The organism is [Clostridium] scindens ATCC 35704, assembly GCF_004295125.1.
Classification (GTDB): Bacteria; Bacillota; Clostridia; order Lachnospirales; family Lachnospiraceae; genus Clostridium_AP; species Clostridium_AP scindens.
Genome location: NZ_CP036170.1, coordinates 915525 through 941673, shown reverse-complemented (window position 1 = coordinate 941673; position 26149 = coordinate 915525). Strand labels below are relative to the sequence as shown.

Below are 26149 nucleotides of genomic sequence, written 5' to 3'. Positions count from 1 at the left end.
GATTATGAGTAAGATCAAAAAGGCTCTAGCAATGTTTTTAATATTCGCTATGGTGCTGGGAATGGGGATCACTACCTTCGCGGCACCGGGCAATGCGAACAGTAAGGTTACTGTTCAAAACGCAGACAATGCTACGTTAACGATTGCGCAGGTAATTGAGACGGACAATACGGCGGTAACAGGATGGAAATTTACGGATGGCGCGGCAGCGGCATATAGAACTGCATTTGGCGGCGCGGAAAATGGAGATGATGATCAGAGAATTATTGCCGGTCTGATAAAGTATGTTGACGCAGACGCTGTAATTGATGATTCCATCAAGGATAACATAATCTCTGCGGACGCAGATAAGATTGCGGCAGCATTAAAAGGGCTTAGCAACGATATGTTTACGCCTTTCGTAAATGGCAGTGCAGTTACTTCCGCCGGCGTTTATGCGATCAGGGCAACAGAAGAAGGTTACGTATATAGTCCAATGGCAGTTTATGTAGGATTTGGCAAGGAAGACACAACACAGATCAATGCCAAAAAAGCGCCAAATAAGGTTGATAAGACTGCAGAAGATATAGAGAAAGTGACAGAGATCAATAAGACTGTTACATATACTGCAAAATCAACGATACCTTATATTCCTGAGACAGATACGAACAAGACCTATGTATTCGCGGATACATTGAGCGGCGCGACTTATAATGTAGTTAATGGAAAATTACCAGTGGATGTAAAGGTTGGAACAAGAGAGCCGGTATCTTACTCTGCCGATGTAACAGAAAATGCTGATGACACGTCTTCATTTGTATTAGATTTATCAGATTTAGTTCAGAATAATGACTATGCAAATCAGAGCATCGTAATCTCTTATGATGTTACAGTGACAGATACGAAAGTTGGAAACGATATTCAAGTAGGTAATGACAAAAATAATCCGAACGATAAGTATGGATCCGATCATGAGGATGTTTATACAGGCCAGATTATATTAACCAAGACCGGAGACGGTGGGAAAAAACTTAAAGATGCACAGTTCAAAGTATATAAGAAAGTAAAGAATGATGCGGGGAAAGAAGAAATTCTATTCGCGCAGTTTGACAAGGATAACAAACTGTCAGGCTGGGGAACGGAAGATGCAGCAACGGTCATTGTTACAGGCGAGGATGGAACCGTTAAAGTTCAGGGCCTGGATTTAGGAACCTACTACTTCAAAGAGACAAAGGCTCCGGATGGATACAGTGTAAATACGACGGATTCTGATGCTAAATTAGAGTTAAAAGATGGAAAACCGGCTACAGCAATTGTAGAGGCAACAGCTTCCATGGCGGATACGAAACTTAACGCCTTGCCGGGAACTGGTGGTATCGGTACGACAATCTTCACAATTGGCGGCTGCCTGATCATGATTATCGCAGCAGCACTGTTCTTTGCATCACGCCGCAAAGAAAACAAATAGTTTATTTGGCTGCAGGGCGGAGAAGCGTCCGCCCTGCATTTTATATATACAGCATCAAGGAGAACTCATATGAAGAAGAAATATTCTAACATTATAATCGTGGCTGTTTTTATCATAGGGCTGTCCTTGCTGCTGTATCCAACTATAGCGAACAAATGGAATACATACAGGCAGTCAAAACTTATCAGCAATTATGACGCCAAAGTGGAAGAACTTAAGAAAGCCGGAAAGATTGATTATGAAAAAGAGTGGAAGAACGCGCGGGATTATAACAGCGCGCTGGTTCCAATGATTCTGCCCGATTCTTTTGCCATTGCTGACGCAAAGGAAGAAAAGGATAGATTCTATGAGTCGTGTCTGAATATTACAGGCGATGGCATAATGGGGATGGTGGAGATTCCAAAGATTGATGTGGAACTGCCAATCTACCATTATACTACCGAGGAGGTGCTTAAGAATGCGGCGGGGCATCTGGAAGGAAGTTCTCTTCCGGTAGGTGGGAAGAGCACCCACAGCGTGATCTCCGCACATAGAGGCCTTCCCAGCGCAATACTATTTACAGATCTGGATAAGATGAAGAAGGGCGATCACTTTATGATTCATGTTCTGGATGACATCCTCTGTTATGAAGTTGACAGGATCAGTATCGTGAAGCCGGAGGATACGTCGGATCTGAATGTAGAAAAAGGCAAGGACCTGATGACGCTTTTGACCTGCACGCCGTATGGAGTCAACACAGAGAGGCTTTTGGTAAGAGGTCACAGGGTCCCGTATAAAGAGGCTTATAGTAGTGAGAAAGATTCTTCTATCAGCCTGGAAACGAATTACATTCTCTGGGTAGTTATAGGATTGCTGCTTACGGCAGCATTGATAGGAGGAATGTATGTGAGGGAGCGTAAAAAGAAGCATGAAGCGTAAGATAACGACATTTATATTTGGATTATTGTTCCTAATCGGATTCGCAGTTCTCATATATCCGACTGTCTCTAATCAATGGAATACTTACAGGCAGCAACAGCTGATCTCAAACTATGATAAAGCGGTCAGCAATATGACGCCGGAAGATTTTGATAAGGCGTGGAAGGCCGCCGAGAATTTTAACAATTCGTTCGACCTTAATAATATCTTTGGCGATGTCTTCAGCACGCAGTCCGATCTGAATGACATCAAAGACACAGAATACTGGAAAGTTTTGAATGTAGGCGGTAATGGAATTATGGGATATCTGACGATTCCCAAGATTAATGTAGAGCTTTCTATTTACCATGGAACCTCCGACGAGGTATTACAGACAGGCGTCGGACACCTGAACGGAACAAAACTTCCGATGGGCGGCAAGAGTACGCATAGCGTCCTCTCTGCTCACAGAGGGCTTCCATCGGCAAAACTATTTACAGATATCGACCAGATGAAGAAGGGAGACAGATTCTATCTTCATATTCTGGATAAGAATTTTGCATATGAAGTAGACCAGATTCTTTCAATGGTTGATAAGGATGACCACGAGGCGCTGGAGCAAGCCCTTCAGATTGAAGAGGGCCAGGATTATGTAACTTTATTTACCTGCACGCCGTACGGCGTGAACACGCACCGGCTTCTAGTGAGAGGCCACAGGATTCCTTACGATGGGGAAGAACTGGAAAGCAGCCTGACAGACTCCATGGTGCAGGCGATTCAGAATTACTATATGTTATTCTTGTTACTTGGCTTGGCAGTGACTGCGATCATGATCATACTAATGAAACATCTGTTCAAGCCTCATAGAAAGCAGGCTAGAAAAGATTCGGAGGAGGGTAAGAAGTGAAACTAGGAAAGATTATGAAAAAGGGAAGCGCAGTCGCGCTCATCTGTGCATTGGCCCTTCCGGTATTGACCTTGGTGAATACACAGGCAGCGGACAGGATTGATACGGGCAGACTGTGCAGCCTGACAGTAAAGGTGGATACAGAGTCTACCACAGGGGATTTCAAAGAAGACCTTGGGCAGATGACGATTCCGGTAGCGCTCTATAAGGTGGCTGATGTGGATGCATCCGGAAGATATACGGAACTGGAAGGATTCCAGGGCCTGGGGCTTGATGGCATCAGCGCTTCCACGACTGCGCAAAAGTGGCTTGACATGGCAGAGGCGGCATATGGGAAGATTACCGATGAAACGCAAAAGACGGAAGAGATATTCGTTGCTGGCGGGACAGGGAGCGCCGGAAATCTTGCAACTGGAATGTATCTGGTGGTGCCCGGGGAAACGTTTAACCAGGACTATTCTTATAAGTATACATTTACGCCGTATCTGACGGCGCTGCCCGGCAACTTGTATGCCCAGGGAGGCACTGACGAATGGCTCTATGACCCGGTTATCGGGCTGAAAGCAGAGCGTGAAGAGCAGTATGGAAGCCTGATCATTGAAAAGACCTTAAGCAGTTATAATGAGTCTCTGGGTAGCGTTGATTTTGTGTTCCAGGTGGAGGCAGACAAGAATGGAGAGGCGGTGCGAAGCACGGTGGAACGTATCCGGTTCAATGGGGCGGGAACACAATCCGTAGTTGTTGACCGGATTCCGGTAGGCGCACAAGTTACGGTTACAGAGGTATACAGCGGGGCGAGCTATACGCCGGAAGGGGAGGTAGTCCAGAAAGCGACTATCGTAGCCCAGCAGTTGGTGGATGCAGGTCAGGCAGTGGCAGCAACCGTATCATTTAATAATAAATATGACGATAGGCTGATTCCAGGCACAGGAGTGGTGAATCATTTTGAACCGCCACAGGAAGAAGGCGATGACTGGAATTGGTCGCAGAAGTAAGGGAGGCTGGAAGCAATGAGAAGATTCTTAAAAAAGAAAACCGTCTGGCTGACCGTCGTAGCAGTTGCTTTGGCCGGAAGCATGACGATACACAGTGCCATCGCATATTTTACAACTTATGCGACGGCTAGCGGATCCCATCCCATATCCATCGGGTCGAAGACGGAGATTGTGGAGGAATTTGACAACTGGACCAAGCATATTCAGATACAGAATACGGGAGAAAATGAATGCTTTGTGCGTGTAAAGGTATTCTGCGGTAGCCAGTTTACGGTTCAGTTCTCCGGAGAGGCCGGAGCATGGGAAGAAAGAGACGGCGACGGCTATTGGTACTATAACGACGTTCTTCCGGCAGGAGAGATGACAAAGGAACTTCTGGCAGAGATTACAATACCGGAAGACCTGAAGGATAGTTTTAACGTCGTAGTAATCCAGGAGTGCACGCAGGTGCTTTATAAAGAAGATGGCACCCCTTATGCAGACTGGAGCAAGATTATCGATACGACAACGGATATTGGCGGAGAGGGGGAATAATGAATGAACAATAAGAAGAGGACCTCCCGCAGTAACCATAAGACGACGATGGCGTTATTGGCGCTGGCAATCATACTGCTGGCAGCCAGCGCGCTGGGGAGCACAAGGGCAGCGCTTTCCTATTTCAGCGAAAATTATACGGCCCAGCTGGAAGTATCCCACATCGGCGTAACGCTGGTGGAGAACGGCAAGAACATTAGTTCCAGGGATTATGCCGGAAGCGGGGATGCGTGGAAGGAAAGCCAAGGAGAACTTCTTAAGGATATGCTTGGGAAAGATGAAAAGGTTGCCCTTGGGAAGAAGTATGAAGAGAAACTAACTGTAAAGAACAGCGGTGCAATCGATGAGTATGTTCGGGTAAGCATCGTGAAGAGTTGGACGGATAAAGATGGAAACAAGGTAACATCCCTGTCGCCGAAATTAATTGATCTTGGGCTGACGGGAAACGGATGGATAAAAGATGAGAACAATTCCACGGAAGAACGCATCATGCTTTATTATCCAAGGGTGTTAAAGAGTGGAGAGATGGCGCCCATATTTGCAGACAGCATCCGGATTGACGATGCAGTGGCAAATAAAGTAACCGAGGAAACCCGGATTGAAGACGGTCACACGGTGATTACCACTACATTTAACTATGACGGCGTGAATTTCAATCTGGAAGCAGAAGTGGACGCGGTTCAGACGCATAATGCGAAGGATGCTATCAAAAGCGCATGGGGCATTGACGTAAATGTGGCTTCTGACGGGACTATAAGCCTGCAGTAGGGAGGAGAGAGACATGAGAAAGAAAATCATTCGTTTTGTTCTGATGCTGGTCATGCTTGCTGCCATCCCTATGAGCGTATCCGCAGAGAATTTTAAAGGCAAGGATGGATGGAAAGTAAGTTTTGACGGAGACAAGATGGACAGCACGTTCAAAAGTTCTGATATTGATGAGGCGGTATATAAACTGCAGCCAGGAGATTCCATAGAGATTACTCTGACTTTGGAGAATACTTATAACGCGGATACAGACTGGTACATGGCCAACGAGGTGCTGCAAAGCCTGGAAGACAGCGACAATAGCGCGAATGGCGGAGCTTACTCCTACATCCTTAACTATGTAAATCCGAGAGGTGAATCTACATTACTTTACAGCAGCGATTCCATCGGAGGCGAGGGCGACAGCAAAGGCGGGAAAGGCCTTCATCAGGCAACGAGTTCATTGGAGGAGTTCTTCTATCTGGAGCGGATATCAGGTGGGAAATCAGCAAAGATTGTCCTGAAAGTATCTCTGGAGGGAGAGACGCACGGAAATGATTACCAGAATACATTGGCAAAATTGCAGATGAAATTCGCCGCTGAGAAAGCGGCAGGCGCGCCGCCTGCGACGGGTACTCCGGGCAAGAAGGCGAAGACCGTGAAGACTGGCGATGAGTCTAGCGTAATGCTTTACATATCTCTGGCAGCGCTTGCGCTGGGACTGATGATTCTGCTTCTTGTACTCAAGCGAATGAGAGACCAGAAGGATGAGCAGACATCAGAAGCACATGGCGGATATGGGAATGGAAAGGAGGCCGAATAAGTATGAGAGTAAGTATGAGATCTTGCGGGAGATTACGAAAAGGCCTTCTGATAATGGCACTTTTGCTGTGTATGACCGTTCAGACTGCATTTGCGGCGGAAGGAGGAAATGAGAAGGAATATACCTATACGGTAACGCTATCCGCAGGGAACCAGGGAACCTTTAATGGAACCGGCGGCGTACACGTAATCGGCGGCTCAGCCCAGATATCAGGCGGGGATGCCATCAGGATTACCGGACTGAGAGCCGGAGATGTGGTGGTGCTGGATGCAACTGCTGGAATGGTTGATCTGAAAAACGGCGATAAGTACTATATAAAGGGCGTCCGTGAAAGCGGCCGCGACAACAATACGGTTGCGGACTCTGCATTTACGGTGACGAAGGATGCAGAATATGTGGTTGCTTATGGCATCCAAGGCGATATGGTATCTTATACGGTCAATTATCAGGACGGCGGCGGGAATGAACTTGCCCCCAGCCGTACCTATTACGGGGCCGTGGGCGACAAGCCGGTGATAGCCTATCAATATATTGAAGGATATCGCCCTGATGCCTATAACCTGACAAAGACGCTTGGCAAAAATGAGGCGGACAATGTATTTACATTTACGTACACGCAGTCAATCGTTCAACAGCCTGCTGCAGGCGGCGAAGGAACGGAAGGCGGTACGGATGCGGGCGCGCCTGGAACGCCTGGAACGCCGGCTACGCCTGGTACAACGGCAGGCGGCGCAGGGACGGCAGGGGCCGGTGCAGCGGCTGCTGCGGGCACGGTTGAAACGCCGACGGCAGAGAATACGGATGAAGAGGTACCGCAGGGGACGGTTGATCTGGATGACGAAGATACGCCGAAGGCCAATATTGATGCTTCGGATTCTGATACTGTAAGGAATCCCAGCCCAGTACCGATCGTTCTGGGAATCATGGTTGCAGTGATCGCTCTGGGAGCCTTGATAGGGACCTACGTATATTTCAAGAAAAAGCATAAGGCAGATTCATAAGGGAAATGGGAAAACGAAAAAAGAGACGCGCAGCGTCAGGAAAACATAGAAACACTCTGGCGAAGATATTCAGTATCGGAGGAACGGTACTTTTGATCCTGGTTATCGTACTATGCATCCCGATTACAGTCCCCAGGCTGTTTGGCTATGATATATATACGGTCATCAGTGGAAGCATGGAGCCGGCGATCCCCACAGGAAGCCTGATCTATACGAAAGAGATTCCTCCAAAAGAGGTAAAGAAGGAGGATGTCATTGCATTTTACAGGGGCACGGATAGCGGTGCGATCGTCACCCACCGGGTGGTGAAAAACCAGACTGTATCCGGTAAATTTATCACAAAAGGCGATGCCAATGAAAAGAAGGATCCTATGCCTGTCGATTATGACGAACTACTGGGCAAGGTAGCGTTATCCGTTCCATTTCTGGGAAGGATCCTGGCAACTGTGGCAACCACGTCGGGAAAAGCAGCGGCCGCATGCCTGATTGGCGTGGCGGTGATATTTCACATCATTGCAGGACGGCTGCGGGTGGATGATGAGTATTAGTTAGACTGTAAACAAAAAGGAAGCGTTTGTGGGCGGGCGGTTCGGCGCCGCCCAGGGAACGCTTCCTTTTATGATATTTCTCTTATGATGTTTTTCTTATGATATCTAACTGGCAGAATGAGACCTGAATTATATATGTAAACTCATAAGTTTCTTAGTCTACAGTTTCCTTGACTTCTCGGCTCCAGCGTTGATGCATTCGATAACGGCTGCCCTCATACCGCCCTTTTCCAAGGCTTCGCAGCCTTCGATCGTCGTGCCGCCAGGAGAAGTAACCATATCCTTCAGTTCGCCTGGATGGATGCCTTTTTCCAGAATCATCTTGGCGGTTCCAAGGCAGGTCTGGGCCGCCAGGCGGTAAGCTGTAGCCCTGGGGAGCCCCTGCTTTACGCCGCCGTCAGCCATAGCCTCGATGAACATGGCTGCATAGGCAGGTCCTCCGCCGCTAAGTCCGCATACGGCATCGATTAAGTGTTCCGGCACAAGTTCTACGATGCCAATGGACTCATAGATTGCCTTTGCAGCCTCCAGTTCGTCTGCGTTGAAATCATTGTCAGAGCAGAGGGCAAAGGCTCCTTCGAATACCATTGCAGGGGTATTAGGCATGATACGCAGGATTCTGGCAGCACCGTCGATCATGTCCTGCAGACGTTCAACAGTAACTCCAGCAACGATAGACATCATGGCCTTGCCCTCCAATGCCTTCTTGCACTGCGCCAGTGCCTCTGCGGCATTCTGCGGCTTTACTGCCAGAAGCACAATGTCAGCGCTGCTGCATACTTCCTCATCATCCTTTGCCAGGTTTACGCCCCATCCCTTGGCCTTTTCCATCATGGCAGGGTTAATGTCATAGACATAGACGCTTTCCTTTGGAAGAACCCCGCTTTCCAGCGCTCCATAGAGAATGGCGCCTCCCATATTGCCACATCCGATAATTCCGATTTTTTTGGTGATCATTTTCTTCCTCCTTTTGTTAAATGGTTAACGGGACACGTAGCAAAATTGAAAAATGCTACGTGTAAAAATGAAAAGTGCACGCAGCAAAATTGAAAAATGTTACGTGTAAAAGTGAATATTGTTACGTGTCAATTTTATGACATTCCCACACCTTGTGTAAGTATTCTGGTTTCTCAAGCAATAATTTTGTGCCTTCTGCCATGCATCTGGCAGCATAAATCATTCCTTTTTGGCCGATGCTCATGCCGGCCTGTTTGGCGGCAGCCCAGTGGTGAAGGGGCGTGCCTTTGCACATGGTGGCGGCGCTGATGGTGATCAGCGGTACCGTGTGGCTGACTTCGGAAGCATCGGTTCCAATAGAGATTGGTACTGGCTTGTCTTCTAATGGCTCTAGCCCTGCGAAGTAGAAGCCGTGGCTGGTGAGACCGGCTTCCCGGGTAATGTCTGCCGCAAAATCCAGTTCTTCCTGCGTATACTGCGGAGTGGGGATTCTCGTCATGGCATCATAGTAAAGTTCAGCAAGAACCCGGTTTACTTTCATTTCCTTACAGCTGCCAACCAGCTCGATCTCCACACTGGTGCCGGTCATCATAGCGGCGCCCCGAGCACAGTCATCCACGCGTCTGCTGGCATCTTCCGTGCGTGCCCGCTTGCTGGAGCGGATAAAGTAGTTGGTCTTTGCAAAATCCGGCACCACGTTGGCGGGCAGGCCGTTATCGATATAGGCATAGTGCATGCGAACATCATCTGCAACGTGTTCCCGCAGATAGTTGACGCCAATATTCATAAGTTCAGCCGCATCCAAGGCGCTTCTGCCATTTTCAGGGGATTTGGAAGCGTGAGCGCTGACTCCATGGAAGATATAGTTCTTGATGTCCTGGGACTGCCAGATGTCGTTACTAACCCGGTTGCTGTCAAAAGGATGCCAGGTGACAGCAACGTCCAGGTCATCGAATGTGCCCTGGCTGTTCATGATAATCTTTCCGGACATAATCTCTTCCGCAGGACATCCATATACGCGGATAGTCCCGGCTGTATGGCTGGCCTGCATATCTGCCTTTAATGCGCATGCAGCCGCGGCGGCTCCGGTTCCAAGAAGATTATGCCCGCAGGCATGGCCTAATTCTGCCAGAGCGTCATATTCCGCCAGGAAGCCGATGACGGGCTTTCCGCTTCCCCATTCTGCTGTAAAGGCTGTGTTGATTCCGGCTGTTTTGCAGGAAATCCTAAATCCGTTCTTTTCTAACAGATCAGCGAGGCATTTGGAAGACAGCGTCTCCTGGTAAGCCAGCTCCGGGTGGCGGAAGATATAATCGGCAGTCTGGATAAGTTCCGCCTCGTGGGACTTTAGCCAGGCCGCAATTATATTTCCCTTATTCTCTAAGGTGTTCATGGTATGCCTCCTTGGTTGATCATTCGGTTTCCGGGAAAATGCCTTCCAGAACATCCAGATATTCCTGGCCGAATGTATCTGTATAGTCTTTTAGAGCAAGTTCCCCCGCTTTTTCTCCATCTTCGCCCAACCTCTGAACCAAAACCTGGCAGATGGTGGATTTAAGATGTGCTGTATGGAAGTTGAAATCTTTCATACAGGAAGTTCCCAGTTCTTTTTTCTTTTCCGCCAGGGCAGATACTTCCTCGGGAGAAAGCGGATGGCCCCAGTCGAATTCGCAGCGTTCCCCGCCCCAGCTCATGGCAGTGGTGGTTGGAGTGCATACAAAGTCTGAACGAAACCCTTGGTAAACTGCATTGTCAACATTGACACAATATAATTTACCAAATTCTGTTAGACCGTGTTTTTTCCATGCGTCGCACCAGGCGCATTTGGAAATGTAGGTCTGCAAGGTAGGTTCTGTACGCAACTGGCCGAATTCCATCTGTCCATCGTAATCCGGCTTCCATTCCCCATATGCCTGGTTTGTCATCGTGCTAAGTTCGTCGCCATGGGCCAGCGCATTGGCTGCCATTCGCTGGCCTCTTTCATTTCCATATGTAGTCATGCCGGCAAGTATGGCTTCTTTTCCTTCTTCTCCACAGATTTCTATGGCGCGCTTGGCCAGATATGCAAATAGAATGGCATGATGTTCAATCTTGCAGTTAATGGGTTCATTTGCCATAATTTTGAAGCTCCTTTCCTGTAATGTGATAAGATGATTATACTATAATTAAAGGGAAAATGCATTAAGATGTATGACAGCCTTTTGACATAGATCCATTATTTCATTGCGGGGGAAAGAAAAGAGGAATGTTCGGTGGAAAGCAGGTAAAGGCGAAAAAGCAAAGGGAAAGGATGATCCAAGATGAGAATACGATAGTCTGGGAGGGCCTGCGAGGTCTTTTCTTGGAACATGTAGATGCCACATAAAAGGAGAACAGTATGCCAAATAAGAAGATCAGGATATCCATAATCAGAAAATGGCGCCCAACTACTCCGGTATAAGTATAGAAAAGCGTAATAACAGAAGCCATGCCGCACAATACGGCAAGGAGCCTGTGATAAAAGAAGCTGATAATCCCAGATCTGGGGCTGGAATTTATATATTGCCAGATGCTCGCAAAGAGAAAGGGAAAGAAAAGTAGTTTCAGGTGCTCCCAAGTGGATTCGTTAACTGGGCAGAACAAGGCAAAGATAGCCGCGCCGCCGGACAACTCATATAGGAAATGATTCAGCGCGCCCAGAACGGCTACCGCAATGATATAAGGCATGTCTTTCTTTTCAATATACTTCCACAAGTGATTCATATAAATACCTCCCCCACTAATATATGAAGGAAGTAAAGAAAATATGAAAAAAATATAAAAAAACACTTGCATTTTAGAAAAGTATATTATATAATACATCTTGCGTTACAGAAAAAGTAACAACGCAAAACAAGCCAGCGCGATTAGCTCAGTTGGCAGAGCACCTGACTCTTAATCAGGGTGTCCAGGGTTCGAGCCCCTGATCGCGCATTTGAAAATCGCTGTTTTTGGAGCATTTTAGTACTCCGGGGACGGCGGTTTTTTTGTGCTAGCTACATGTTTTGAAACTATTTTATTCCAGCGTATTCTTATAATCTGTTCCCCAGGCACACATGGAATCCAGTAACCAGTCCATCCCGCTCCATGGCTCTTAAGTGGCTGGTCAGCACTTTCTGCGTGATGCAGCATACGGAGCGCATTAACTCATTGAATCTCTTGGTTCCGGACATCAGGTCCTGGATGATCAGGACCTTCCATTTGTCTCCGATCAACTGCAGCGTCATTTCTACTGACTTATATAGAATACAGAGTCGTGATGAAGAGAAATAAGCGCAACAGTATAATAAGATAGTTGAAAGTTTATACTAGATACCGTATAATAGCAGTGACTTATTAAACAAGGGATGGACGAATATGAATGTAGATGAGAGAATTTTGGAATTGCGGCGCCACATGGAAGAAAAAGATATTGACATATATGTAGTTCCGACTTCTGACTTCCATCAAAGCGAGTATGTAGGAGAATACTTTAAAGCGAGAAAGTTTATTACGGGCTTTACGGGTTCTGCCGGTACTGCGGTTATCACCAGGCGTGAGGCGAGGCTTTGGACGGATGGGCGGTACTTTATCCAGGCAGCCGGGGAACTTGCAGACAGCCATGTGGAACTGATGAAGATGGGACATCCGGATACGCCGACGATAGAAGAATACCTGGAGGAAGCGCTTCCGGAGGGAGGAGCGATTGGATTTGACGGGCGGACGGTATCGATGGGGGAAGGATGCCGATATGAAGCAATCGCCAGAAGAAAGAAGGGCAGAGTGGTCTTCCGATATGATTTGATTGACAAGATATGGAAGGACAGGCCGGGGATTTCAGAAGAGCCGGTATTCATACTGGAGGAAAAATATGCGGGGGAATCTACGGCCAGCAAACTTAAGCGCATCCGATCGGTGATGGAGGAGCAAGGAGCCACGATGCATCTGCTGACAACCCTGGACGATATCTGCTGGACGCTTAATATAAGGGGGAATGATATCGAATTCTTTCCCCTGGCTCTGTCCTATGCCATTATCAGCATGGATTATATGTATCTGTATATTGATGAGAAGAAAATAGATGAGGAAATTAAGGACCGGCTGGCTAAGGATGGTGTCGTCCTGCATTCCTACAATGCCATATACATGGACGTCTGCGGCCTGTCATCGGAAGACCGGCTGATGATTGATCCGGACAGGCTAAACTATGCGCTGTATCGGAGCATCCCTAAGGATGTGGTGAGGATTGAGGAAAGGAATCCGGAGATCTTGTTCAAGGCGGTCAAGAATCCGGTGGAGATCGAAAATATTCGCCATGCACAGATCAAGGACAGTGTGGCTCATGTCCGGTTCATGAAATGGCTGAAAGAGAATGTGGGTAAGAGCAGGATTACCGAAATGAGCGCCTCGGAAAAATTGGATGAGTTCCGCAAAGAGATGGGGAATTTTATCCAGCCAAGTTTCGAGCCCATCTGTTCCTTTGGAGAGCATGCGGCAATCGTACATTATTCATCATCGCCGGATACGGATGTAGAACTTAAGAAAGGCTATCTGTTCCTGACGGATACGGGAGCAGGATTCTATGAAGGCTCTACGGACATTACCAGGACGTATGCCCTTGGCAAGATCCCGCAGATTATGAAGGATCATTTTACCATAGTCGCGATCAGCAATCTACAGCTGGCAAATGTAAGATTCCGGAAGGGATGCAGCGGCATGAACTTAGACGTGATCGCACGCAAGCCATTCTGGGACAGGGGGCTTGATTACAATCACGGAACCGGACATGGCGTTGGATATCTTCTGAATATTCATGAAGGACCGGCAGGCTTTCGCTGGCAGTATCGGGCCGGCGAGACGCAGCCCTTTGAGGAAGGCATGATCATAACGGATGAGCCGGGCATCTATATTGAAGGGTCGCATGGTATCCGGCTTGAAAATGAACTTCTGGTACGCGAGGGGGAGGAGAATAAATATGGACAGTTCATGTATTTTGAACCGCTTACCTATGTACCGATAGATCTGGACGCGATCAACCCGGACCTGATGTCCAGAGAAGAGAGAAAGATGCTGAACAAGTATCATAAGGCAGTATATAAAAAGGTATCTCCTTACCTGAACAGCAAGGATAAGGAGTGGCTGGGGAAATATACCCGGGAGATATAGGAAGGCAAAGAGAGTTAACTTCTTTTTTCCTGAACGAAACGGAAAAAGTATAGTTGAAGGAAAATACGTCTCAGTTGTACATTATTGTAAAAGTTGGCAGTTCTATCTCCTGGATGAAAAATCCGGCGATGTTCCGGTTGGAGATGCTTTGATCGTAGGCCATAAAGTTGGAGTGTTCCCGGATCTGACCAAGGCAGTAGAGCAGATTGTAAAGGTGAATGAGATCATCCAGCCTGTGGATGAATGGGTGGAAGCGTACGATAGACTGTATCCATTCTATGTGGACATGTATCAGCATTTGGACAAAGATTTGAAACGATTAAAAGAAGTAATGGAGATATAACAGAAAATTCAGCCAACGTCCGTGATCTGCAGTCTCCCATTATACTTATTTAAAAATAGTTTGGGTAAAAACTCACTTACTGGTATTGCAGAATCAAAATATGTGGTAACATAGAAATAGCATAAAACTAGGAAGAATCGTTGCCAAACTGAGAAAGGAAAGTATTTATGGGGAAAATAGTATTTCTGAATATTGACGGGACGATCAGGGACTTTGACGGCATAATTCCCGATTCCGCAATAAAAGCGATTCATATGGCCCGAGAAAATGGACACAAGGTATGCATTAGTACAGGACGCACATATACGCGTATAGACAAAGAGATCCTGGATATTGGATTTGACGGGATTATATCAAGTTCAGGGGGATATGTGGAGTATGAAGGGGAATGCATCAGCCACAGATACTTTACCCAGCTAGCCTATATCGAGCTGATGAATGACTTGCTGCTGCACCAGTGCGTGGTTGAGATTGAAACGGGAAGAGAAAGTTATGTTCTAAGCCAGGACATGGAAGCATATCTGGCAATCAGGGAGAGGATGTATGAGAACCCGGAGGTGGCGAAAAAAGGAGTAAAGCCGCCGGTGCCGATAGACTCCGTGCTGGATGTTCCTGAGGTGGAGAAAATGGTGGTATTCAGCAATCGGATGTCCGGAGAGGATATTCTTGCTAAATGGGGGTATTCTTTCCATATCGTAAACCTGAGCGTGCCATATGAAGAAAAGTGGGCCGGCGAGATTACGCCGGATTATATTAATAAGTCGGAGGGCATCCGGCAGATTCTTCTGGCCGGGGACTATACAAGAGAAGATTCTATTGCCATAGGCGACAATGACAATGACCTGGAGATGATCCGGTATGCAGGCATCGGAGTGGCGATGGGAAATGGTACTGCAAAAGCCAGAGAGGCTGCAGATTATATCGCAGATTCCATAGATGAGGATGGCCTTTGGAAAGCCTTTGTCCACCTGGGCCTGATAGATGAAAAGAAATAGTGCACAAAACGGTAAAGATAAAGTAAATATTGTATATTAAAAATTTCCTCTTTCTTTTATGTTGATTTTGCAGTATTATATTATATGGTGCTAGATATTGTATGAGAATAGTTAGAGCGAACCAACATTTAGTGGATATAGGAGAGGAATCATCATGAGTATTGAAGTAAAGACTAACGTAATCAAGAGAAGCGGAGAGGAAGTTTCCTTTGATCTTGAAAAAATTATTAACGCTATCCGCAAGGCGAACAAAGAGGTAGACCGCCTCCACCAGATGAATGAATACCAGATAAACGCGATTGCAGACAATATTGCACACCGGGTAGAAGAGATTCCCCATGCGGTGAATGTAGAGGATATCCAGGATATGGTGGAGACCGGCATCATGGAGATGCGGGGATATGAGGTTGCGCAAAAATACGTGCGCTACCGTTATAAAAGGGAATTGACCAGAAAGTCCAATACCACGGATAATGGAATATTATCTCTCCTTGAGCATATTAACGAAGAAGTGAACCAGGAAAACTCCAATAAGAATCCGGTTATTAATTCAACCCAGCGTGACTATATGGCCGGCGAGGTAAGCAAGGACTTGTCCAAACGCGTGCTGCTTCCGGAAGAAATCGTCCGTGCTCATGAAGAGGGGATCATTCATTTTCACGACTCCGATTATTTTGCACAGAAGGAACATAACTGCGACCTGATCAACTTGGAGGATATGCTGCAGAACGGAACGGTCATCAGCGAGACGCTGATTGAGAAGCCCCACAGCTTCTTTACGGCGTGCAACGTTACGACGCAGATCGTGGCACAGGTTGCCAGCAACCAGTACGGCGGCCAGTCATTTACTTTGGCGCATCTGGCGCCCTTTGTAGACATCAGCCGTCAGAAGATCCGCAATAATGTAATCGAGGAGCGCAAAGAATGCGGCGAGGCGCTGGATGCGGAGATCATTGCAAAGGTGACGGAGCGAAGGCTTCGGGATGAAGTAAGAAGCGGAATCCAGACCATCCAGTATCAATTGATTACCTTGATGACCTGTAACGGACAGGCTCCATTTGTGACTGTATTCATGTATCTGGATGAGGTAGAGGATGGCCAGATCCGGGAAGACCTGGCTATGATTATAGAAGAAGTCATGGTTCAGAGAATGCAGGGCGTGAAGAACGAAAAGGGCGTGTGGATTACCCCGGCATTCCCGAAACTGATCTATGTATTGGATGAAGATAATATTACAGAAGATTCCAAATATTGGTATCTGACGGAGCTTGCCGCAAAATGTACGGCAAAACGAATGGTTCCGGATTATATTTCCGCAAAAATCATGAAAGAACTGAAGCAGGGAGATGTATATCCATGTATGGGATGCCGATCCTTCCTGACGGTGGAGGATTCCCAGCGAAATGAGGATGGAAGCCATAAGTTCTACGGCCGTTTCAATCAGGGCGTGGTAACTATCAATCTGGTGGATGTGGCATGCTCTGCCGAGGGAGATATGGACAAGTTCTGGGAGATTCTGGACGAGCGTCTGGAACTTTGCCACCGCGCGTTACGGTGCAGGCATGAACGTCTTCTTGGAACGATATCGGACGTTGCGCCTATCCTGTGGCAGAATGGCGCGCTGGCACGGCTTAAGAAGGGCGAGAAGATCGACCGGCTGCTGTTTAACGGATACTCTACGATTTCCCTGGGCTATGCCGGGCTATATGAGATGTGCATGCGCATGGTGGGCAAGTCTCATACAGATCCGCAGGCCAGGCCATTTGCCTTGAAGGTTATGCAGAGGCTGAACGATAAATGCAAGGAGTGGAAGGAAGCGGAGAATATCAGCTACTCCGTATATGGAACGCCGATGGAGTCTACCACCTACAAGTTCTCCAAGTGCCTGCAGAAGAGATTCGGGATGATAGAGGGAGTCACCGATAAAAATTATATTACAAACAGTTATCATGTACATGTATCGGAAGAGATTGACGCGTTCAAGAAACTGAAATTCGAGGCGGACTTCCAGAAGCTGTCTCCAGGAGGCGCTATCAGTTATATCGAAGTGCCAAACATGCAGAATAATATTCCTGCCGTGCTGTCGGTGATGCAGTTCATTTATAATAATATTATGTATGCCGAATTAAATACGAAGAGTGATTACTGCGAATGCTGCGGCTATGACGGAGAGATCAAGATTACGGAGGAAGAGTCCGGGAAACTCGTATGGGAGTGCCCGAACTGCGGGAACCGCGATCAGAATAAGATGTTCGTAGCCCGCAGGACCTGCGGCTATATCGGAACCCAGTTCTGGAATCAGGGACGCACCCAGGAGATTAAAGACAGAGTGCTCCATCTGTAGGAAGAAGCCTAAAAAGTATAGGCATAAAGATACAGGCTGCAATCATTATGTGGGAATAGGTGTATCAATATGAATTATGGAAATATAAAAGAATGCGATATCGCAGACGGCCCGGGGGTCCGGGTCAGCCTGTTCGTGTCGGGATGCCGGCACCATTGCAAGGGATGCTTTAATAAAGAGACATGGGACTTTGGTTATGGGAAGCCTTATACGAAGGAGACGGAAGATGAGATCATCCGTCTTCTTGCGCCTTCTTATATTCAGGGGCTTACGCTTCTTGGCGGGGAGCCATTTGAGCCGGAGAACCAGGAGGAACTGGCAGGGCTGCTTAAAAGAGTGCGGGAAACCTACCCTGACAAGGATATATGGTGCTACACAGGCTATCTGTATGACGTGGACCTGTCCAAAGGGGGCAAGGTGTACACGGAAGTGACGGAGGAGATGCTTTCTTATATCGATGTGCTGGTGGACGGAGAATTTATCGAAGAGGAGAAAGATGTGACGCTGGTCTTCCGGGGAAGCCGGAACCAGAGGATCATAGAACTTGGGAAGGAGGAGGCGTTATATTCTCTGGCGGGGAGGCCGCCGCACAGACGGAATTCCTAAGAGAACTGGAAGGGACCTTTTATGACATGGGAATATCAGTCGCGCTGGAGACCTGCGGCTATTTCGATTATGAAGAAGTGGAAGATATCCATTGCATCCAGTGTGGCGGGGCTTCATATACCAATGGTAATTAAAATTCCTGCTATCCATGGAGTAAACACGGACGATAAGAACATTCTGGAAACTTTAAAGTTTATAAGGCAGGAATTAAATGGCGCAAGATATGGGAATCCAGGTGGTTTCCTACAAATAGTCTGGAATGGGAGGCCAAAGAATGCAACCATTGCTTTTCCTGCATTGGACTGATTCATCAGAAGACGACAGAGGAACTGAATGCATTTGAAGCCGCCAAGCTGCTGGATTATAAACTGTATCAGTTAAACCTGGATGCATTTTCCCAGAGTGTCAATGAGAATTTCCGCAAAAACGGGGGCAGAGACAGGATTCTATATTCTATGAACCGGGATATAGAGAAGATGCTTTCCGTTACGGCGGAAATGTACAATGAGAAGCAGAACAGGCGTAGGCCGGTAAACTGTATGGGCAAGGGAATGCGAAGCATCTATATGCTGTCTCTTCTGGAGACCTACGAGGATCAAAAAGGGCAGGCAGGGGATGTGATCATGGCGGAAGATCCGGAGATATTCCTGCATCCCAAGCTTCAGAAAGTCTCAGGCGAGATACTATATCGTCTCTCCAGGAGGAGCCAGGTAATATTTTCCACACATTCCCCCAATCTCCTGGCTAATTTTAATAACCGCCAGATCCGGCAGGTCGTACTTGGCGAGGATGGATATTCCCAGGTCTGTGAGAAGACGGATATCAGCGCGGTTCTGGATGATCTGGGATATTCGGCCAACGACCTGATGAATGTAAACTTTGTGTTTATCGTGGAGGGAAAGCAGGATAAGAGCCGCCTTCCGCTGCTGATCAAGAAATATTACTCGGAGACGTATGATGAAGAGGGGAACCTGTCAAGGATTGCCATCATTACCACCAACAGCTGCACGAATATTAAGACGTATGCCAACTTAAAGTATATGAACCAGATCTATCTGAAGGATAATTTTCTGATGATACGGGATGGGGATGGCAAGGACAGCGATATGCTGAAGAATCAGCTGTGCAAATATTATGAAGAGAGGAATGCGGAAGATATCGACCGGCTGCCCCGGGTAACGAGGAGAAACGTGCTGGTGCTGAAATATTATTCCTTTGAAAATTATTTCCTGAACCCGCTGGTGATGGAAAAACTTGGGATCATAAAGTCTGAAGAAGCCTTTTATGAGACTCTCTTTGAAAAATGGAAGGAATATCTGCATAGAATGAAAAGCGGGAAAAAACTTTTGGAGATTCTTGGAAAGGATCTGTTGACGATACAGGATATTAAAAGCCACATGGAAGAAATCAAGATCTATATGCGCGGGCATAACCTCTATGATATTTTCTATGGAAAATATAAAGGAAATGAAGAAGAGATCCTGAAAAGGTATATTGATCTGGCGCCAAGAGAAGATTTCAAGGATATACTGGACTCCATCGAGAGGTTTATATATTTTGAAAGCAAGAAGCGCTAATTCCTGCTCTCATTACATTTATTATTGACATATGCTAATTATATGCATATAATGATTATATTGACATATGCTAATAAAGGAGAGGGCGAATGCCAAGAACAGGGAAAAAAAAGCGAGTCTTAAAGATGCCGCAGAACAGCCATTTTATTTCCAGAGGGACTGAGACAGAATATGGAATCAATATGAAGGTGGAAGAGTACGAATGCATCCGCCTGATTGACTATATGGCCTATACTCAGGAAGAGTGCGCAAGGCAGATGGAAGTAAGCAGAGCGACGGTGCAGATGCTGTATGCAGAAGCACGTAAGAAACTGGCAAGATTCCTTGTGGAAGGAATCAGTCTTCAGATCGAGGGCGGAGACTATGAATTAAGTCATAGGGCAGCAGTGAAAGAAAAGACTTCTGACTGTTCTTTAAACGGATTGGCAGCATGTCATTCAGAAACCCCAGGTATGGGAAAGGAGAGAAGACATATGAAGATAGCAGTAACTTATGAAAATGGGCAGGTATTTCAGCATTTCGGACATACGGAACAGTTTAAGGTATATGATGTCGAGGCGGGAAAGATTACGGGAAGCCAAGTTGTAGATACCAATGGGCAGGGCCATGGCGCATTAGCCGGATTCCTGGCAAATGGCGATATTGACGTGCTGATCTGCGGCGGTATCGGCGGCGGCGCAAGGAATGCGCTGGCAGAGGCAGGCATCAAACTATTCCCCGGAGCGCAGGGAGACGCAGACGCGCAGGTAGAGTCTTATCTGGCCGGAACCTTAAACTATGATCCGGACACGATGTGCACGCATCATGACCACAGCCATGGAGACTGCGGTGGACATGGACATGGCAAATGCGGACATCACTGCGAGTAGAACGGGGTGCTCTGTCAACCGTGACTACGTTAGTGGGAAATTATTATGGAAAAAAGGGTTGCTTTCCGATATCATGAAATTTCAAGTACTGGTTCTTGCCCGTCAAGGCATCGTGCGCACTTTTTTTAGCAGGCTGGATACTTTAAAAACAATTATTCACTTCGAACGGAATGTGAGCGTTATAGCTTCCGGTTCAAAAATACCAGACAGAAACGAATGTGGGTAAGCAACAAAGGCTCTGTCACGAACTTAAATACCCTTGCTCACATCAGCCTGCTGGCAGTTGCGGTCGCAGTAATCGCTACCCGTTCCGGTCAGTCCTACCGCAAACTGAAAACATTGAAGCAAATTGCATGAGTTACAGGAACTTCATCTTGTCTGATTTGCGTAAGTTTGAACTTACGTCAGTTTTGCTACGTCTTAAAATATTCTTTTTTCATACTTCTCCAGCTGACAGCCAAAGCATATCTTTAAATTAATATGTTTTTGTCATCTCTATTTGATTTCAAAAATCTTCAATATAAATCTCATCAATGATTGAAACCATGGTATACAACTAAGTCTGATGCGTTTTGTTATGCATTAGACCCAGGCTTATGGTTTGGTTCTTTTTTAAACGATATAAGTATAAGAAAAAGGTATATCCATATTATAAATACAGTAAAAAGAATAAAATTCCAAGAGTTAGAGATAGATCCGGCACACAGAAAGAAAAGGTTGCTTACTGATGAAAGTACTAATCTATGTGAAGGAAAAAACAGCAGAGTTCTGTTTCTGGTAAAATAATCCTTGTAGAAATTTGCAGAAAATACGATACGAAATATATTTAGTAAACGGTATAAACTGTATAAAATGTCGGAAAATAGTTTCGTAATTTTAAAATATTGATTACAAATTAATAAAATGCTAAGATGTGCATGAAATATTCAGGAGGGAGGCTAAATGAATATACTAGATATTGCAAGGCTTGCCGGTGTATCTGCTTCAACGGTTTCCAAAGTAATGAATGGCAAAGACCATGATATTAGTGAAAAGACAAAGAAAAAAGTACTACAGGTTATTGAAGAAGAACATTATGTGCCGTATTCCAAATTCCTAGAGAAGGAAGGACTAAAAAATCATCTGATCGGTCTGGTGATAAAAAAGGATCATAGAGAACGAGAGACCATTGTGCTAAGTACAGAAAAGGCTGCTGGGGAAGAAGGATACAGCCTGGTAGTCAGTTATGCGCAGAACGAAGAAGAGATCCCTGCCTGTGTGGAGGAAATAGAAAGAAAGCAGATATCCGGAATTTTGATAGATTCAAAGCGATGGGTTTCCTGCGGCAGGTTAGAATCTACATCGATTTATCTGAACCAGACGAAAGAGTTAGATGAAAAGCAAAAGGCAGCCTTTTACTACAGTTTATCGGAAGCGGGAAGAATGGCGACAGAAAGGCTGATGGAAGCAGGGCATCAGAAGATTGCTTGTATTATTGATGAGCGGGACGAGACTATATTAGAAGGCTATCGGCAGGCAATGCAGAATCAGAATTATCTGATACAGCCGGTATGGACTTACCGAGGCAGTTCGATGAAGGAGATTGAAAAATACGCTATCCGCCAGTGTCTGGACGGGAGCGTCACGGCGGTAATCTGCGGGTCGCAGGAGATCGCCTGCTGCGTATGGAAACTCATGGAGCGAACCAGAGCCGTAATCCCGGATTCCTTGTCTATGATCGTCATTGGAGACGGCAGTCTCCTGGAGATCCTGGGCTGTGGTATAACAGCAGTCGAACTTCCGGCGGCGCATATGAGCCGGGTTGCAGTGGAGTGCCTGATTGGAATGGTCAGGGAGAAAAAACAGATTGAATTGATGCGGCGTTTTCCCCCATCTCTCATTGAGAGGAATAGCATCCTGCCTCCGCCCCAAGAAAAGCAAGGAGAAAAGATCGTCGTGGTAGGGAGTATGAACATGGATATTACCATAGAAGTATCCAAGATTCCGGTCAACGGAGAGACGCAGCTTGCTAGGAGGGTATTTGCTTTTCCGGGAGGAAAAGGTGGGAATCAGGCGGTAGGCGCCGGAAAACTGGGGGGGCAGGTCTATATGATTGGATGTCTGGGAAATGACATGGACGGGAAACAACTCTATACTAGCCTGATGGAGAATCATGTGCATATGGATGGTGTGATCTTTGATACCTCCCTGCCCAGCGGAAAGGCGTATATCAATGTGGATCAAAATGGAGAGAGTACTATTGTTGTATATCCGGGAGCAAATCGGAGTTTAAGCGTGAATCAGATCAATCAATGCCAATATTTGTTCCAGAGTGCAAAATATTGTCTGCTCTCTACGGAGATACCTGAAAAGATTGTAGAATATACGATCAAGATTTGCAGGTGCAACGGCACGGAGGTCATTTTAAAGCCGTCAGGATCCAAAAAGATAAAGGAAGATTTATTTGCAGATATTGCTTATATGGTGCCAAATGAAAATGAATTGAATGTTTTGGTACCCGGGGAGGGGAGCGTGGAAGAAAAGGCATCGGTTCTTGAAAAGAAGGGGATTGGCAACATTATTGTAACATTAGGAGCAAATGGTTGTTATCTGTCGAACAAAGACCGATCTGAATATTTTAAAGGTACAGGGTTTGAGCCTGTAGATACGACGGGGGGTGCAGATTCCTTTATCAGTGCTCTTGCAGTGTATCTAAGTGAAGGAAAAAACCTGATGCAGGCGATCGGGTTTGCGCTCTATGCATCCGGCATCACGGTCACCAGATACGGAGTACAGCCGGCGCTTCCGGACCGAAAGGCGGTCGATATCTATGAAGACGAGATCTATTCGGGATACAACATTTAGGAAAGAGGAAAAGGAAGTGGAGCAAATGGAATTTAAGAAAAAGATTCTTGTGATCGGAAGCCTGAATATGGATTTGGTTGTGGAAACTCCTCATATGCCGAAAGCAGGCGAGACGATTACCGGAAAGAGCATTACGAATGTTCTAGGCGGTAAAGGTGCGAATCAGGCTTATGCCGCCGGAAAACTGGGCGGAAACGTTGGTATGATCGGGGCGGTTGGAAACGATGCCTGCGGACGGGCCTTGAAGCAGAACCTGGAATGCGTGCATGTGGATACGTCTGGGATCGAAGTTCTCGAAAACGAGATGTCTGGACAGGCATTCATCACTGTGGATGACAACGGAGAAAATGCAATCATCATTATTGCAGGGACAAACGGCATGGTCACAAAGGAGATGATACAAAAGCATATAAAAAAGCTTAAGGAAAGCGACATTATCATCATGCAGATGGAGATTCCTGTGGAAACAGTGGAATATGTCAAAGATCTGGCATCTAAGCTTGGGAAGTTGGTCATCATTGATCCGGCGCCTGCTGTATCAAATCTGCCGGATAGTTTCTTTCAAGGGGTGGATTATATGAAACCGAATGAAACAGAACTAGAGATACTGACGGGCATCAAGATACAATCCCAGGAGCAGGTTACTGTGGGAGCCAGAAACATGCTTGAAAGGGGCGTTAAAAATGTAATTGTCACTCTGGGAAGCAAGGGATGCCTTCTGGTAACGGAAGATGGAGAGGAATTCTTCCCGGCAAAGAAGGTCAGGGCAGTGGATACTACGGCGGCGGGAGACAGTTTTACGGCAGCGTTTGCGCTGGCTTTGAGCGAAGGGAAGAACAGCCGGGAAGCAATACAGTTTGCACAAAAGGTATCCGCCATCGCGGTGACAAGAAAAGGAGCTCAGACTTCCATACCGACAAGGGCAGAAGCAGACAGAGGGTAAAAGGAAGAAGGAAGGAGAGAAAGAGCATGGAAAAAGAACAAATCATTATTGATTGTGATCCGGGAAGTGATGATGCGCTGGCAATTATTTTAGCACTGCATTCGGAAAAAATTGATCTAAAGGCGGTATGCTCTGTGACAGGAAACGGTGCATTGGATACAACAACCAGGAACGGGTGTAATATCCTTTCGCTGTGCGGACGAAAGGACATTCCCTTATACCGCGGTTCAGGGGCAGCGTTAGACGAAAAGATTCCGCACACGGTCAGCGCATTTGGAGATGATGGGCTGGGTGGTTATGCAGATACCATTCTTTCTGACAAAATAGAAGAACGCATGCATGCGGTAGATTTTCTGGTAGAGTATGTCAATGACCATCCGGGGGAGATTACACTTTTTGCAATTGGACCATGTACGAATGTAGCAAAAGCGATTCGAAGATCCAAGGAATTTGCCGGGAACTTGAAACGTTTGATTATTATGGGAGGTTCCAAATACACAGGTAATATGTCGCCTGTGGCAGAATATAATTTTTGGGCAGATTCTCAGGCGGCTCACGAAGTATTGCAGGCCGGTATCAAAGAAGTCGTTATGATCGGACTGGATGTTACAAATAAGATTGCAATGGATTGCAATATGCGGGAAATTTTACGGATATTGGATACCCGGCTTTCTACTTTTGTATATAACATTACAAAAGAAGGACTTGATGATAACTGGAGATCCCGAAGGAAGGCAGTTTCTCCGATGCATGATGTGCTGACAGTGGCATATTTCATAGAGCCTTCCATCTTGAAACTGAAACCGGCATATATAGATGTGGTGACAAAAGGGATTGCAAAAGGGCAGTCGATTGTAGATATTAACGGACATTGGAACAATGGGGACTGCAATGCTCTGTATGCTTATGAGGTGGATGTAGAAGAATTTTATCGTTTATTTTTTAAAACTGTTTTTGGAGAAGATATCACAGAAATACGCTGATTTGAGGAGGAAAAAGAGATGAATAAGGCAAATGAAAAGTTTTCGTTAATGGTGATCTTATTGATACCTGTAGCAATTGCAATTAATATTGTTGGCGGTCAGATGACTTCCATATTAAAATTGCCGGTAGATCTGGACATGATAGGCGTTATTTTAGTAGGAGCCTTGGCAGGTCCGATTCCGGCAGCCGTGACAGGAGTTTTGACGAACCTTATCAATGGTATATTTGATCCGACCTGGATTCCGTATGCGTTCTGTGCACTCTTTATTGGAGTTGCTTCCGGGCTGCTCTCTAAATATAACATGATGACAAAGATCTGGAAATTGATTATTTCAGGCATTATACTAGCACTGGTTGGAACAATTACAGCAACACCGATAACCGTATTTTTCTTCGGAGGAGCAACCGGCGGAGGAGCTTCCATGCTAGCAGCGGGCTTGATGGCTACTGGAAGAGAGATTTTACAGTCTGTATTTTCCGTATACATAATTACAGAAAGTGTGGGAAAATTAATCTCTGTTTTTGTGGCATACCTTATCATAAAAGCAATTCCAGAACGTTCATTGGTAAAATACAGGTTCGGGGAGAAATTTATTAAAAAATCAGGAGCAAAATAGCGAGGAGAATA

The 26149-nt window shown here is 46.2% G+C and carries 25 protein-coding genes, 1 tRNA gene and 2 pseudogenes; 23 read left to right on the top strand and 5 right to left on the bottom strand.

Going from position 1 to position 26149, the window contains the following annotated elements:
- Window positions 1-4 precede the first annotated feature (4 nt).
- The 9 genes from HDCHBGLK_RS04870 to HDCHBGLK_RS04830 all read left to right on the top strand — a co-directional run bounded on the left by HDCHBGLK_RS04870 (window position 5) and on the right by HDCHBGLK_RS04830 (window position 7896).
- A complete protein-coding gene (locus tag HDCHBGLK_RS04870) occupies window positions 5-1447 on the top strand; it encodes a SpaA isopeptide-forming pilin-related protein (RefSeq protein ID WP_004606596.1) in 1443 nt (480 codons plus the stop codon).
- Window positions 1448-1516: 69 nt separating this feature from the next.
- Window positions 1517-2365, top strand: a complete 849-nt coding sequence (locus tag HDCHBGLK_RS04865; RefSeq protein WP_004606595.1) for a class C sortase — start codon at window positions 1517-1519, stop codon at window positions 2363-2365.
- Complete coding sequence (locus tag HDCHBGLK_RS04860; RefSeq protein WP_004606594.1) at window positions 2355-3251, top strand: class C sortase; 897 nt, start codon at window positions 2355-2357, stop codon at window positions 3249-3251. The genes HDCHBGLK_RS04865 and HDCHBGLK_RS04860 overlap by 11 nt, the downstream gene beginning before the upstream one ends.
- Window positions 3248-4246: a DUF5979 domain-containing protein gene (locus HDCHBGLK_RS04855; protein WP_004606593.1), complete on the top strand. Its 999-nt coding sequence runs from the start codon at window positions 3248-3250 to the stop codon at window positions 4244-4246. The genes HDCHBGLK_RS04860 and HDCHBGLK_RS04855 overlap by 4 nt, the downstream gene beginning before the upstream one ends.
- Window positions 4247-4261: 15 nt before the next feature.
- Window positions 4262-4780 carry a hypothetical protein gene (locus HDCHBGLK_RS04850; RefSeq protein ID WP_004606592.1) on the top strand — a complete coding sequence of 173 codons (519 nt, stop codon included), beginning with the start codon at window positions 4262-4264 and terminating at the stop codon, window positions 4778-4780.
- A gap of 3 nt (window positions 4781-4783) precedes the next feature.
- Window positions 4784-5548 (top strand): hypothetical protein, encoded by a 765-nt coding sequence (locus tag HDCHBGLK_RS04845; RefSeq protein WP_004606591.1) that lies wholly within the window; start codon window positions 4784-4786, stop codon window positions 5546-5548.
- A 13-nt stretch (window positions 5549-5561) separates the two neighbouring features.
- On the top strand, window positions 5562-6347 hold the full coding sequence (locus HDCHBGLK_RS04840; protein ID WP_004606590.1) for a hypothetical protein: 786 nt from the start codon (window positions 5562-5564) through the stop codon (window positions 6345-6347).
- A gap of 2 nt (window positions 6348-6349) precedes the next feature.
- The gene (locus HDCHBGLK_RS18765) at window positions 6350-7348 is read left to right on the top strand and encodes a MucBP domain-containing protein (protein WP_050755136.1); all 999 of its coding nucleotides are present in this window, start codon (window positions 6350-6352) and stop codon (window positions 7346-7348) included.
- Between the two features lie 5 nt (window positions 7349-7353).
- Window positions 7354-7896, top strand: coding sequence for a signal peptidase I (locus tag HDCHBGLK_RS04830; RefSeq protein ID WP_004606588.1), 543 nt, complete (start codon window positions 7354-7356; stop codon window positions 7894-7896).
- 159 nt (window positions 7897-8055) lie between these two features.
- Here the strand turns inward: HDCHBGLK_RS04830 and proC are convergent, their stop codons facing one another.
- The 4 genes from proC to HDCHBGLK_RS04810 form a co-directional block, all read right to left on the bottom strand.
- A complete protein-coding gene (proC, locus tag HDCHBGLK_RS04825) occupies window positions 8056-8853 on the bottom strand; it encodes a pyrroline-5-carboxylate reductase (RefSeq protein ID WP_004606587.1) in 798 nt (265 codons plus the stop codon).
- A 121-nt stretch (window positions 8854-8974) separates the two neighbouring features.
- Entirely contained in the window at window positions 8975-10246 is a 1272-nt protein-coding gene (locus HDCHBGLK_RS04820; protein WP_004606586.1) for an amidohydrolase, read from the bottom strand.
- A 19-nt stretch (window positions 10247-10265) separates the two neighbouring features.
- Window positions 10266-10970 (bottom strand): L-2-amino-thiazoline-4-carboxylic acid hydrolase, encoded by a 705-nt coding sequence (locus HDCHBGLK_RS04815; protein ID WP_004606585.1) that lies wholly within the window; start codon window positions 10968-10970, stop codon window positions 10266-10268.
- A 103-nt stretch (window positions 10971-11073) separates the two neighbouring features.
- A complete protein-coding gene (locus HDCHBGLK_RS04810) occupies window positions 11074-11595 on the bottom strand; it encodes a DUF6512 family protein (protein ID WP_009248352.1) in 522 nt (173 codons plus the stop codon).
- A gap of 137 nt (window positions 11596-11732) precedes the next feature.
- Here HDCHBGLK_RS04810 and HDCHBGLK_RS04805 point away from each other — a divergent pair.
- Window positions 11733-11805: transfer RNA gene (locus HDCHBGLK_RS04805), tRNA-Lys, on the top strand.
- A gap of 131 nt (window positions 11806-11936) precedes the next feature.
- On the opposite strand, the pseudogene HDCHBGLK_RS04800 reads toward HDCHBGLK_RS04805, so the two are convergent.
- Window positions 11937-12098: pseudogene (locus tag HDCHBGLK_RS04800) on the bottom strand (winged helix-turn-helix transcriptional regulator); the annotation flags it as partial.
- Window positions 12099-12228: 130 nt separating this feature from the next.
- On the opposite strand from HDCHBGLK_RS04800, the gene HDCHBGLK_RS04795 reads away from it, so the two are divergent.
- The 13 genes and pseudogenes from HDCHBGLK_RS04795 (at window position 12229) to HDCHBGLK_RS04735 (ending at window position 26138) form a co-directional block, all read left to right on the top strand.
- Window positions 12229-14016: an aminopeptidase P family N-terminal domain-containing protein gene (locus HDCHBGLK_RS04795; protein WP_004606582.1), complete on the top strand. Its 1788-nt coding sequence runs from the start codon at window positions 12229-12231 to the stop codon at window positions 14014-14016.
- Between the two features lie 148 nt (window positions 14017-14164).
- The gene (locus HDCHBGLK_RS04790; RefSeq protein WP_004606581.1) at window positions 14165-14359 is read left to right on the top strand and encodes a hypothetical protein; all 195 of its coding nucleotides are present in this window, start codon (window positions 14165-14167) and stop codon (window positions 14357-14359) included.
- 167 nt (window positions 14360-14526) lie between these two features.
- Entirely contained in the window at window positions 14527-15354 is an 828-nt protein-coding gene (locus tag HDCHBGLK_RS04785; RefSeq protein ID WP_004606580.1) for a Cof-type HAD-IIB family hydrolase, read from the top strand.
- Window positions 15355-15508: 154 nt separating this feature from the next.
- Window positions 15509-17698 (top strand): anaerobic ribonucleoside-triphosphate reductase, encoded by a 2190-nt coding sequence (gene nrdD / locus HDCHBGLK_RS04780; protein WP_004606579.1) that lies wholly within the window; start codon window positions 15509-15511, stop codon window positions 17696-17698.
- Window positions 17699-17767: 69 nt separating this feature from the next.
- Window positions 17768-18304: an anaerobic ribonucleoside-triphosphate reductase activating protein gene (nrdG, locus tag HDCHBGLK_RS04775; protein ID WP_004606578.1), complete on the top strand. Its 537-nt coding sequence runs from the start codon at window positions 17768-17770 to the stop codon at window positions 18302-18304.
- Between the two features lie 21 nt (window positions 18305-18325).
- The gene (locus HDCHBGLK_RS04770; protein ID WP_004606577.1) at window positions 18326-18610 is read left to right on the top strand and encodes a hypothetical protein; all 285 of its coding nucleotides are present in this window, start codon (window positions 18326-18328) and stop codon (window positions 18608-18610) included.
- Window positions 18571-19881, top strand: a pseudogene (locus HDCHBGLK_RS04765) (ATP-dependent nuclease); the annotation flags it as partial. The gene HDCHBGLK_RS04770 and the pseudogene HDCHBGLK_RS04765, both read left to right, overlap by 40 nt.
- 89 nt (window positions 19882-19970) lie before the next feature.
- On the top strand, window positions 19971-20750 hold the full coding sequence (locus tag HDCHBGLK_RS04760) for a NifB/NifX family molybdenum-iron cluster-binding protein (RefSeq protein WP_004606575.1): 780 nt from the start codon (window positions 19971-19973) through the stop codon (window positions 20748-20750).
- Between the two features lie 216 nt (window positions 20751-20966).
- Window positions 20967-21107: a hypothetical protein gene (locus HDCHBGLK_RS19250; RefSeq protein ID WP_004606574.1), complete on the top strand. Its 141-nt coding sequence runs from the start codon at window positions 20967-20969 to the stop codon at window positions 21105-21107.
- Between the two features lie 585 nt (window positions 21108-21692).
- Complete coding sequence (locus HDCHBGLK_RS04750) at window positions 21693-23594, top strand: PfkB family carbohydrate kinase (protein ID WP_004606572.1); 1902 nt, start codon at window positions 21693-21695, stop codon at window positions 23592-23594.
- Entirely contained in the window at window positions 23560-24537 is a 978-nt protein-coding gene (gene rbsK / locus HDCHBGLK_RS04745) for a ribokinase (RefSeq protein ID WP_004606571.1), read from the top strand. The genes HDCHBGLK_RS04750 and rbsK overlap by 35 nt, the downstream gene beginning before the upstream one ends.
- Window positions 24538-24563: 26 nt before the next feature.
- Window positions 24564-25520 (top strand): nucleoside hydrolase, encoded by a 957-nt coding sequence (locus HDCHBGLK_RS04740; RefSeq protein ID WP_004606570.1) that lies wholly within the window; start codon window positions 24564-24566, stop codon window positions 25518-25520.
- 18 nt (window positions 25521-25538) lie between these two features.
- Entirely contained in the window at window positions 25539-26138 is a 600-nt protein-coding gene (locus tag HDCHBGLK_RS04735; RefSeq protein WP_004606569.1) for an ECF transporter S component, read from the top strand.
- The last annotated feature ends 11 nt before the right edge of the window (window positions 26139-26149 follow it).

Excerpts from the sequence above, each read along its gene's own strand:
- HDCHBGLK_RS04870 (WP_004606596.1), top strand. The coding sequence starts at position 5 with ATGAGTAAGATCAAAAAGGCTCTAGCAATGTTTTTAATATTCGCTATG.
- HDCHBGLK_RS04865 (WP_004606595.1), top strand. The coding sequence starts at position 1,517 with ATGAAGAAGAAATATTCTAACATTATAATCGTGGCTGTTTTTATCATA.
- HDCHBGLK_RS04860 (WP_004606594.1), top strand. The coding sequence starts at position 2,355 with ATGAAGCGTAAGATAACGACATTTATATTTGGATTATTGTTCCTAATC.
- HDCHBGLK_RS04850 (WP_004606592.1), top strand. The coding sequence starts at position 4,262 with ATGAGAAGATTCTTAAAAAAGAAAACCGTCTGGCTGACCGTCGTAGCA.
- HDCHBGLK_RS04845 (WP_004606591.1), top strand. The coding sequence starts at position 4,784 with ATGAACAATAAGAAGAGGACCTCCCGCAGTAACCATAAGACGACGATG.
- HDCHBGLK_RS04840 (WP_004606590.1), top strand. The coding sequence starts at position 5,562 with ATGAGAAAGAAAATCATTCGTTTTGTTCTGATGCTGGTCATGCTTGCT.
- HDCHBGLK_RS18765 (WP_050755136.1), top strand. The coding sequence starts at position 6,350 with ATGAGAGTAAGTATGAGATCTTGCGGGAGATTACGAAAAGGCCTTCTG.
- HDCHBGLK_RS04830 (WP_004606588.1), top strand. The coding sequence starts at position 7,354 with ATGGGAAAACGAAAAAAGAGACGCGCAGCGTCAGGAAAACATAGAAAC.
- proC (WP_004606587.1), bottom strand. The coding sequence starts at position 8,853 with ATGATCACCAAAAAAATCGGAATTATCGGATGTGGCAATATGGGAGGC.
- HDCHBGLK_RS04820 (WP_004606586.1), bottom strand. The coding sequence starts at position 10,246 with ATGAACACCTTAGAGAATAAGGGAAATATAATTGCGGCCTGGCTAAAG.
- HDCHBGLK_RS04815 (WP_004606585.1), bottom strand. The coding sequence starts at position 10,970 with ATGGCAAATGAACCCATTAACTGCAAGATTGAACATCATGCCATTCTA.
- HDCHBGLK_RS04810 (WP_009248352.1), bottom strand. The coding sequence starts at position 11,595 with ATGAATCACTTGTGGAAGTATATTGAAAAGAAAGACATGCCTTATATC.
- HDCHBGLK_RS04795 (WP_004606582.1), top strand. The coding sequence starts at position 12,229 with ATGAATGTAGATGAGAGAATTTTGGAATTGCGGCGCCACATGGAAGAA.
- HDCHBGLK_RS04785 (WP_004606580.1), top strand. The coding sequence starts at position 14,527 with ATGGGGAAAATAGTATTTCTGAATATTGACGGGACGATCAGGGACTTT.
- nrdD (WP_004606579.1), top strand. The coding sequence starts at position 15,509 with ATGAGTATTGAAGTAAAGACTAACGTAATCAAGAGAAGCGGAGAGGAA.
- nrdG (WP_004606578.1), top strand. The coding sequence starts at position 17,768 with ATGAATTATGGAAATATAAAAGAATGCGATATCGCAGACGGCCCGGGG.
- HDCHBGLK_RS04770 (WP_004606577.1), top strand. The coding sequence starts at position 18,326 with ATGACATGGGAATATCAGTCGCGCTGGAGACCTGCGGCTATTTCGATT.
- HDCHBGLK_RS04760 (WP_004606575.1), top strand. The coding sequence starts at position 19,971 with ATGCCAAGAACAGGGAAAAAAAAGCGAGTCTTAAAGATGCCGCAGAAC.
- HDCHBGLK_RS19250 (WP_004606574.1), top strand. The coding sequence starts at position 20,967 with ATGTGGGTAAGCAACAAAGGCTCTGTCACGAACTTAAATACCCTTGCT.
- HDCHBGLK_RS04750 (WP_004606572.1), top strand. The coding sequence starts at position 21,693 with ATGAATATACTAGATATTGCAAGGCTTGCCGGTGTATCTGCTTCAACG.
- rbsK (WP_004606571.1), top strand. The coding sequence starts at position 23,560 with ATGAAGACGAGATCTATTCGGGATACAACATTTAGGAAAGAGGAAAAG.
- HDCHBGLK_RS04740 (WP_004606570.1), top strand. The coding sequence starts at position 24,564 with ATGGAAAAAGAACAAATCATTATTGATTGTGATCCGGGAAGTGATGAT.
- HDCHBGLK_RS04735 (WP_004606569.1), top strand. The coding sequence starts at position 25,539 with ATGAATAAGGCAAATGAAAAGTTTTCGTTAATGGTGATCTTATTGATA.